Genomic DNA, 8,536 nt, shown 5'->3' with positions numbered 1-8,536 from the left:
GTATTGCGTACTTAGTCGACCGATATCGTCCTGCCTGGCCGTCCATAACTCGGGAGTCAGTACATATCGCCATTTTAGAGGGTAAATCCCCCAGAGTCTTTTTGTTACAACATCGGAATGATCAGTCAGGCATCCCACCACGGGTATTCCTAGAAATGTTGCGTGAAGGTCTGCGCCGATATCTTCCAGAGTTCTATCCCGGGTGAAGTTACCCTCCCGCGAATACTCCGAATGCACGTGGCCGTCAAAAATAACCGGCTGGTAGGCCTCAGCCGGTGCGGCAACCAGCATGGACAAGGTAATACAGAGTAGTAGAACAAGACTTCCTAAGTAACGCCGAAATCTCACAGTTCGTCCCTCCTTATTCGTTACTGGCCAGGGGTTGTGTTAAGACGACCCAACCGGGGGCTCGGAGTGGGATAACAACCTCATCATCAACTAAGGTCGGTTCCGCCCTGTCGTAGGCTGCTTCCGGCAGGTCTTCCAGCAGATGTACGTTAATTAGGTTTGCTGACTGACCCGTTGGTTGAATCGTAAGCAATACCGGTTCATTCAGATACGGGGTACTTAACCCTCGGAAACGTACCCAGACTACCGGCGACAATACATCGTCATTCGTGACCAGTTCCGGTGGTGGCTCAAGAGTGACCAATCTGGCGAATACAGGCCTCTCTGCCGGCAAGGCATTCGGCGGGATGTACAGTCTGGCGACCCCGGGAATCTCAATCGTCCCACCTTGGTCCGGAATAATGGTCTCCGATTCTTCAACTAATAGTTTGGTCATAAGCCAATATTCCTGGTCCCCTTGCGGAGTTTGATAGACTACTCTAAGCACCGTATCCCCGGTAAGGGAGTTCTCCGCTTGATATACTTGTCCCGAAACAGTGGCCGAATTGTCTGTGTTTGACTGGCGAGTCTTAATAGTAGAAGCATCCCCATAGGTGGAGTCCTCCGAAGGATGAGTTGTGTCCGAGGAAACCTCTGTACTTGGTTCTGAAGCTTCCTGAGCTGGGGATATGGGCGCGGGTACAAATACCATCAAGAGAATCAGAAGAACCGCCCAAGCTGGGGCCTTTGATCTTACACCCATTGATCTCTTTCACTCCTTTTTTATCCCAACCGCAGATATTTCACCTAAGGTCGGTGTTTTTCCCATACTAGGAGATCTTATCCACTGTTGCCAAGAGGTACTTTTTGTCGAAGACCTGCACAAATTGTAGTGTTAATTAAGCCCGCATCCTCTGTTAGGAGCGCGAGATCCTCAAAGAAGCCGCGAATGAGGAGGGGGGTGGCTTCCGCCACCCCCTCCTGTCATCCGGGGCCGTTGGCTGCTCATCCGAGGCCGTTGGCTGCCGGAGTAGATCAAGTTCCGCCGCCCTGGCCGCCGCCTCCTGCGGCCGCCGCGCCGGTGGGCCGGGCTTCTATCTTCTTCACCTCGCCGTCGATCTCCATCTCCATGGTCTTGCCGTCCTGGGTGGTGATGATCAGGCGGGTCTTTTTCTTCTGCTGCTGCTGTTGGCCGCCCTGACCGCCACCGCCCGCGCCCCCGCCGGAACTGCCGCTGCTGCTACCACCGCCCGACTGGGACCCGCCCTGTCCCCTTCCGCCCTTGGGCGCCTGCCCCAGGCGCTCCTCCAGCAGGAAGGCGTTTTCAGAGTCCACCAGACGTACGGGGATGATGCGCGTCGGGATACTGTAGTTGCCGTTCACGGTCTGGGTGTCGTAGTTCCACCGCCGGTCGCGGGCGGTGCTGACGGCGGCGTCGTAGGCGAAGCGGCCCAGCATGTCCGGCTGCACGTCGACCTCCGCGTCGTGCTGCCCGGCGACCAGGGCCTCCGCCGCCGTGCGGTCCGCGCCCACCCCTGCGGTGAGCACCTCGCCGTGGAGCCCGCGGGTGCGCAGGACCTCGACGGCGGCCATGGCCATCCGGCTCTCATTGGCCAGGACGGCCGCCGGCGGCCCGGCGTCCAGGGCCTGTTCGAGGGTTGCCGCCGCGGCCTTCGGGTCCCAGCGGGGGTGGCTCTTGACCTCAACCGTAAAAGCCGAGTTCTGCTCCAGGTAGGTCCGGGCGCTCTCCGTGATCTGCTGGGCCATCGGGTCCGCGGGGTCGCCCTGCAGGATCAGGACCCGCCCCGAAGTCCCGGCTCCGAGCCGTTGGATTACGAACCGCGCCTGGAGCTGCCCGGCCAGGCGGTGGTCCGAGGTGATGAAACCGTCCACCGGGGTGTCGGGGGGCAGGTTTTCCAGTGCTATGACCCGCACCTTGCCCGTCGCCAGCCGCCGGACCAGGGGGCCGCCTCCCGCCGGATCCGCGAACTGGATGACGGCCACGTCCACCTTCTGCTTCAGTAGCTTTTCGATATCCCGCTCCTGCTGCAGCGGGTCGCCCTTCGCGTCCAGCCAGGTAATCCGGTTCCCGTCACGCTTGGCGGCCTCGTCGACCGCCTTCCGGACGGCCTGATTGCCGTCGCGGCGCATGTCGGCCAGGGCGAAGGCGATGCGCGGCTTCTTCTCCGCCGGCTTGCGCTCGGCCTTCTTCTGCCCGCAGCCGGGGGCCAGCAGCAGGCCGGCGACTATCAAAACGGCCAGCAGGCCGAACCATTTTCTGGGCATTTCGGGCATCCTCCTTCCTTTTTAGCATTCGCCGGGACGGCCTTCTAATGCCGGTTGCCGGCGCATAAATTTCTGCCAATGAATGAAGGAGGTGGCCACTGTGTACCCGGACGACTCCGCCGGACACGACCTGGTAACCGAAGTGGAGAAAGCCCGCCGCGACTGGCAAGCAGCCTGGAGGATCTTCAACGAAGTACCTCTGGATACGGCGGAGGTGGCCGTTCACCTCTTGAACGCCGCCGAGGCGCGTTACTGCCACCTTTTGCGTCTGGCGAAAAGAGAAGGCGCGGTCGCCTGGACCGCGCCCTGGTGAGCGCCAATGAGCAAACGCCATGCCCTGGGAAGCAAATGTTATGAGGTCTGTGGGTTGGACGGACCGGCGGCGTCCAGCTCGCGGTAGGCGTCCCGGACGGCCTGGATGTCCTCCCAGACCGGGCGCTTCTTGCTCGGGTCGCGAAGCAGCGCGGCCGGGTGGTAGGTGGGCATAATGCGTACGTTTCCCCGCTCGATCCAGCGCCCGCGCCAGGCGGTGATGCCGGCCTTGGGATCGATCAGGTACTTCAGGGCCGTGGCCCCCAGGAGCACGATGAGCCGCGGGGCGATGAGGCTGATCTGTTTCTCCAGCCAGGGCAGGCAGGCTGCGGCCTCTTCCGCCGCCGGCACGCGGTTGCCGGGCGGGCGGCACTTGACGATGTTGGCGATGTAGACCTGCTCCCGCGTAAAGCCGGCCGCCTGGAGAATGCGGTCCAGGAGCTGTCCGGCGGCCCCGACAAACGGGCGCCCCTGGCGGTCTTCCTCGGCGCCCGGGCCCTCCCCGATGAACATCAGCTTCGCGTGCGGGTCCCCCTCGCCGAAGACCAGGTTGGTCCGCGTGGCGCCCAGGCCGCACCGCCGGCAGCCGGCCATACTCTCCCGCAGTTCATCCAGGCTGTACGGCCCGCCGAGGTCGTCGAGCCGCAACTGCCCCGCTTGAAAGTCAAACACCGGATGGTCCACTCCCCCGGTAGTCCTGCGAAAATATACCTTTGTACCAGGACGGTATCTCATCCAATGGATGAATCTGGTCCTTTGCCTTTTTCGACTCGAAGGCTACTTTTCCCTGCCATGTGCGACCTGGTGGTCGTGCTGGTGGAAGTGCAGGTGGCCATGTTCTCCTCTGTGGCCATGGACGTGGTAGTGTTCGTGCACCAGGTTCGCCTCCAGCAGCAGGTCGCGGTCCTCCAGGACGCCCAGGGGCGAACCGGCCGCCAGGAGGCGGTGGTCCTCGCTCAGCACCAGGACGCGGCCGGCCAGGGCGGGCACGATGTCCAGGTCGTGGGTGGCGATGACCAGTGTTTTCCCCGCCTTGTGCAGGCGCTGCAGGAAGGAGACCAGCCAGTACTGTGTGCGCGGGTCGAGATTGGCCGTCGGCTCGTCCAGGAGCAGGACCTCGGGGTTGACGGCCAGGGTCGCCGCCAGGGCGACCTTCTTCTTCTCCCCCCCGCTCAGGCGGTAAGGCGGGCGGGACGCCAGGCCGGTGACGCCGAAAAAGGCCAGCACCTCGTCCACCCGGCGGCGCACCTGCTCGGCGGTCCAGCCTAACTGTGCCGGGCCGTAGGCCACCTCGTCGGCGACCGTGGGGCAGAAGAGCTGGGCGTCGGTGTTCTGGAAGACGAAGCCCACCCGGCGCCGGAAGGATGCGGCGAAGACCGGGTCGGTGAAGCGCTCCTCGGTCAACGACTCGCCGAAGGCGAGTACCCGGCCCGCCGTCGGCCATTGCAGGCCGCCCAGGATCTTGAGGAGGGTGGACTTGCCCGACCCGTTGGCGCCCAGCAGGGCGGCGGCCTCTCCGCGGGCCACCGTGAACGAGATGTCCCTCAGGACCGGCTGCCCGGGCTGGTAGGCGAAGTCCACGTTCTCCAGGGTGTAAAGCGCTTCGGCGGCCAGGGTGACGCACCTCCGTATTTGATGCCGAGCCTAGAACTGTCGACGCGGAGTACCGGAGCGTAGAGAGGAGATCCCCCGTCCCCCCGCAGGTTATATAAGATATCCCTGCGCCGCCAGGGCCGCCGCGGCGGCGGCGATGCAGCCCACCGTCCAGGCCAGGTCGCGCCACCCGGCGCGGAAGCCTTCCCCGTCGACCACGCGGGGTTCCCCAGTATAGCCGCGGGCCAGCATCGCCTGGTGCACCTCCTCGCTCAGCAAGAGCGAACGGCTGAGCAGGACGGCGATCCCCTGGACGGCGAAACGGCGTCCCGCGGGCGGGCCGGCGGGGCTGATCGTGCGCGCCTCCCGGGCGATATGCAGCTCCTGCACCATGCGTAGGAGCAGAAAGAGGTACCTCTGGGACGTCTCCAGGAGTACCACAAAAACCCGCGGTACCCGCAGGGCGCGCAGGGCCCAGAAAAGGCGGCTCGCCGGGGTGGTCAGAGCCAGCAGCAGGGCCAGGGTCATGCACAGGGCGACGCGGGAGGTGAAGACGGCGGCCTGGAGCAGGCCCTCCCGCGAAAGGTAAAGGTCCGGCGGCAGGGCCAGCGGTCCGAGCCGCGGTCCGCCGGTCCAGATGGCCGCCAGGGCCTCCCCCGGCGTGACCCAGCTCAGGACCATGGGCAGGGCGGCCACGCCCGCGAAGAGCAGGCAGAACGGCCAGACCCGCGTAACCAGAAGGGACAAACCCAGGCGCGACGCCAGCCCGGCGGCCAGGGCGGCCAGGTAAAGGCCGAGGATCACGGCCCAATGGCTCGACAGGGAGGCAACGACGATCAGCCCGCCCAGGGTGACGACCTTCACCCTGGGATCCAGGGACTGCAGGAGCCCCGGGGCGGCGGCCCTCCGGGCCGACAGGAAGTCCTCCCTGATCACTCCGGCCACGGCCTGGACGGTGCGGGAGACAAAGCGCCGCCCCCCTCTGCGGTTCGGCGGCGGCGGAACCTCCTCCGTCAACCAGTCCGGAAGGCCGGGCCGGCGCTCGGCTTCGACAAACAAGGACTCAGTCCCGCTCCAGGATGATGCGGTGGTCGACCAGGGCCAGTTCCGCAATCCGCGCCCGGATGATCTTCCGCCGCCCGAAGATATCCTCCAGCAAAAGCCCGTCCTCGTGCGGGACGACCCGGTCCACGTTCTCCAGGATAAGCTCTTCGGCCTCTCCCTCTCCCTTGCGAAGGTATGCGTTGGCCTCGCACATCTTGGCAGCACCTCCAGACAAAAACGGCCGCGGCAGGCGTATTCTCGACCTCCGTGGCCTTGGCGGGCCTTCGTGGCCCGTACGTTCTGCCCCCATTATAGGGCCCCGCCCCGGGGCTGTCAACCGCGGCGCCGGCGGAGGGCGTCCAGCAGCCCTCCGGAGCGCATCTCGACAAAGGCCTCCTCGTCCCCGTCCGGCACCGGCAGCAGGCCGAGGGTCTCTCCGGGCCGCCGGATCACCGTCTCCCGCCGGTACCGGCCGTCGCGCCCGAGATAGAAGAGTTCATAGGCCCCCGGGGTCTCCAGGGCCTCCGCCAGGTCGCGCCGCGTCCGCACCGGGAGACCGTTGACCTCCACCACCAGGTCCCCGCTGCGCACACCGCCGTGCCAGGCCGGGGAGCCGGGGGCCACGTCGAGCACCAGCAGCCCGTCGCGCCGCGGGGTATAGATCGGCGGCGCGTCCATCTCCAGGCGCTTCCCGATGAGGATGACAAGCTCGTGGCCGAGGGGCGAAAAGAGGGCGGCCGCCCAGGACAGGAGCGGCTCCCGCCCCGCTAGGAAGGCCAGGGCGAAGAGCGTCAGGCTGTAGCCGGCCAGGTGGACGGCGCTCACCCGGCTCTTGGAGGCCGGCGTCCGGGCCGTGGCGAAGTCGCCGTAGCCGAGGGCGGCCACCAGGGGGATCATGGCGAAGACGAGGTCTTTCCCGTTGCCCGGCAGGCCGTGGGGGATGAGGGGCCACCAGTCGGGCATCACCACCCCCTCCCCGCCGGGGGGAAGGGTGCCCACGAGAACCAGGACCACCACGGGCAGGGGCCAGAACTTTTGTAGCGTGAAGCCCCCGATGATACGCCCCCCGGACACGCGGACATAGGCCGGAACCGCCCCCAGGTGGCCGCTCAACAGGATCAGGAGCGCCTCCATGAAGTGCAGAATGGCCACCAGGGCCATGACCTGCGGGATGCTGATCTGCGGAAAGCCGAAGACCAGGTTCGCCAGGGAGACCAGGCCCCCGGCATAGGCGAAGCACAGAAAGCGCGGGGAGAGGAGCATGAGGGCGATGGCCACCGGCAGGAGGTACCAGAGGCCTGAACCCGAAACCGTAAGGCCGGCGCCGACGACCAGCAGGCTGCCGATAAACCCGCCGAGGAGCCCGAAAAGTGTGGAAACCAGCGTGTCCCGGACCACCCCGCCGCGGCCCGGCAGAAAGCTCCGCCTCAGGGAGGCCACGCGGTAGTACTGCAGGGCGACGAGCACGATGACCAACCAGAAGAGCGGGTGGACCAGGACTTGCACGATCTGCAGGGCCACCTGGGTCATGACCCAGCCGAGGGAAAACACCAATCAGACTCCCCCTATTGTTGCAGCACCTCGATGGCCTTTTGCAGTTGTCTATCCGCTGAACCGTCCGCGGGCTGGGTAACGGGAACGTCGGGTTCGATCCCCCGGCCGTTCAGGTCATGCCGGGACGGGGTCAGGTAGCGGCCCGTGGTCAGTTTCAGCCCGGAGCCGTCCGCCAGGCCGTAAAGGACCTGGATGACCCCCTTGCCGAAAGTGCGCTGCCCGACCAGGGTCCCGGCCCCGTGGTCCTTGATGGCCCCGGCCAGGATCTCGGAAGCGCTGGCGCTGTTCTCGTTCATCAGCACCGCCAGCGGCAGGTCCAGGGCCGGCGGGTGGGCGTAAAAGGCCTCGTCCTTCGCCGCGCGGTAGTCGACAAAGACGATGGGCCCTTTGTCCAGGAAGATGTCGGCGACCTCGATGGCGCTCGTCAGGCTCCCCCCGGGGTTGTCCCGCAGGTCCAGGACCAGCGCCCGCATCCTCTGCTCCTTCAATTTCTCCAGCGCCTCGCGCACCTCGGCCGGCGTCTGCTCGGCGAACTGGGTGATGGCGATGTGGCCGACCCTCCTGTCCAGCATCTCGCTGTACACGGTCGGCACCCGGATCTCCTCCCGGGGGACTTCAAAGCGCAGGGGATCGGCGTGGCCGTCCCGCCTGATGAGCAGGCAGACCTTGGTTCCGACCGGCCCTTTCATCAGGCCCACCGCGGTCTCCAGGTCCATGCCCTCGGTCTTCGTCCCGTCGATCTCGACGATCACGTCCCCGCCCCGGATGCCGGCGCGGGCCGCCGGGGTGCCCTCGTAAGGCCGGACGACGGTAAGCCGGTTCTCGCGCATCCCGACCAGGATCCCCAACCCGCCGAAGGTACTCTCCAGCTGCATTTTCAGGCGCGAGTACATCTGCGGTTCCAGGTATTCGGAGTAGGGGTCGTCCAGGGCCTCCACCATGCCCTCCGCCGCGCCCTGGACCAGGCGTGACGCCGCCGCCGGTTCAAGGGACTGCGTGCGCACCAAATATATGACCCGCATCAGGTTACCGAGCTGGGCGTAATTTGTGTAGTAAGCGTAAACGCCGAAAAGGACCAGGCCGGCCAGCATTATCCCTAATACGGCGAAGAACCAGCGTGAAATACGACGTCCCGGCAAACAAAACACCACCGCGGCAGTTTTTAATACCCTATTATACTATATCAACTTCCTAGAAATAACAACCGGGACGGGGGACGCGGCGGGAGCCGGGAGCCTGGCTTTCACCCTGAGACAGTACCCACACCTTGCGACTAAGCATCGGGGCGGCCGAAGCCGCCCCTGCATGAGTGCCCAACGCTGTTACGCCCCCTAAACGCGGAAGCGCGCGGCCAGCTTGTCCAGTTCGCCCGCCAGGGCGGTCAGCTCTTCGGTGGCGGCCGAGACCTCCTCCATCGCCG

The 8,536-nt window shown here is 65.5% G+C and carries 9 protein-coding genes; 1 reads left to right on the top strand and 8 read right to left on the bottom strand.

Going from position 1 to position 8,536, the window contains the following annotated elements:
• Positions 1 to 348: hypothetical protein (locus tag QMC81_11195; GenBank protein ID MDI6908034.1), on the bottom strand; the 348-nt coding region annotated here is incomplete at its 3' end.
• Positions 349 to 1,362: 1,014 nt separating this feature from the next.
• Positions 1,363 to 2,613, bottom strand: a complete 1,251-nt coding sequence (locus tag QMC81_11190; protein MDI6908033.1) for a substrate-binding domain-containing protein — start codon at positions 2,611 to 2,613, stop codon at positions 1,363 to 1,365.
• A 100-nt stretch (positions 2,614 to 2,713) separates the two neighbouring features.
• On the opposite strand from QMC81_11190, the gene QMC81_11185 reads away from it, so the two are divergent.
• Entirely contained in the window at positions 2,714 to 2,926 is a 213-nt protein-coding gene (locus QMC81_11185) for a DUF2508 family protein (GenBank protein ID MDI6908032.1), read from the top strand.
• A 38-nt stretch (positions 2,927 to 2,964) separates the two neighbouring features.
• Here the strand turns inward: QMC81_11185 and QMC81_11180 are convergent, their stop codons facing one another.
• From QMC81_11180 to QMC81_11155, 6 genes are all read right to left on the bottom strand, one after another.
• The gene (locus QMC81_11180) at positions 2,965 to 3,519 is read right to left on the bottom strand and encodes a uracil-DNA glycosylase (protein MDI6908031.1); all 555 of its coding nucleotides are present in this window, start codon (positions 3,517 to 3,519) and stop codon (positions 2,965 to 2,967) included.
• A gap of 183 nt (positions 3,520 to 3,702) precedes the next feature.
• Positions 3,703 to 4,515, bottom strand: a complete 813-nt coding sequence (locus QMC81_11175) for an ATP-binding cassette domain-containing protein (protein ID MDI6908030.1) — start codon at positions 4,513 to 4,515, stop codon at positions 3,703 to 3,705.
• 114 nt (positions 4,516 to 4,629) lie between these two features.
• Positions 4,630 to 5,577, bottom strand: a complete 948-nt coding sequence (gene cbiQ, locus QMC81_11170; protein MDI6908029.1) for a cobalt ECF transporter T component CbiQ — start codon at positions 5,575 to 5,577, stop codon at positions 4,630 to 4,632.
• A 4-nt stretch (positions 5,578 to 5,581) separates the two neighbouring features.
• Positions 5,582 to 5,776 carry a CooT family nickel-binding protein gene (locus QMC81_11165; GenBank protein ID MDI6908028.1) on the bottom strand — a complete coding sequence of 65 codons (195 nt, stop codon included), beginning with the start codon at positions 5,774 to 5,776 and terminating at the stop codon, positions 5,582 to 5,584.
• Between the two features lie 119 nt (positions 5,777 to 5,895).
• A complete protein-coding gene (locus tag QMC81_11160; protein MDI6908027.1) occupies positions 5,896 to 7,113 on the bottom strand; it encodes a PDZ domain-containing protein in 1,218 nt (405 codons plus the stop codon).
• A gap of 14 nt (positions 7,114 to 7,127) precedes the next feature.
• On the bottom strand, positions 7,128 to 8,255 hold the full coding sequence (locus tag QMC81_11155; GenBank protein MDI6908026.1) for a S41 family peptidase: 1,128 nt from the start codon (positions 8,253 to 8,255) through the stop codon (positions 7,128 to 7,130).
• Positions 8,256 to 8,536: the final 281 nt, after the last annotated feature.

The organism is Thermoanaerobacterales bacterium, assembly GCA_030019475.1.
GTDB lineage: Bacteria > Bacillota > Desulfotomaculia > Desulfotomaculales > JASEER01 > JASEER01.
This window is presented reverse-complemented; position numbering and strand designations above follow the sequence as displayed.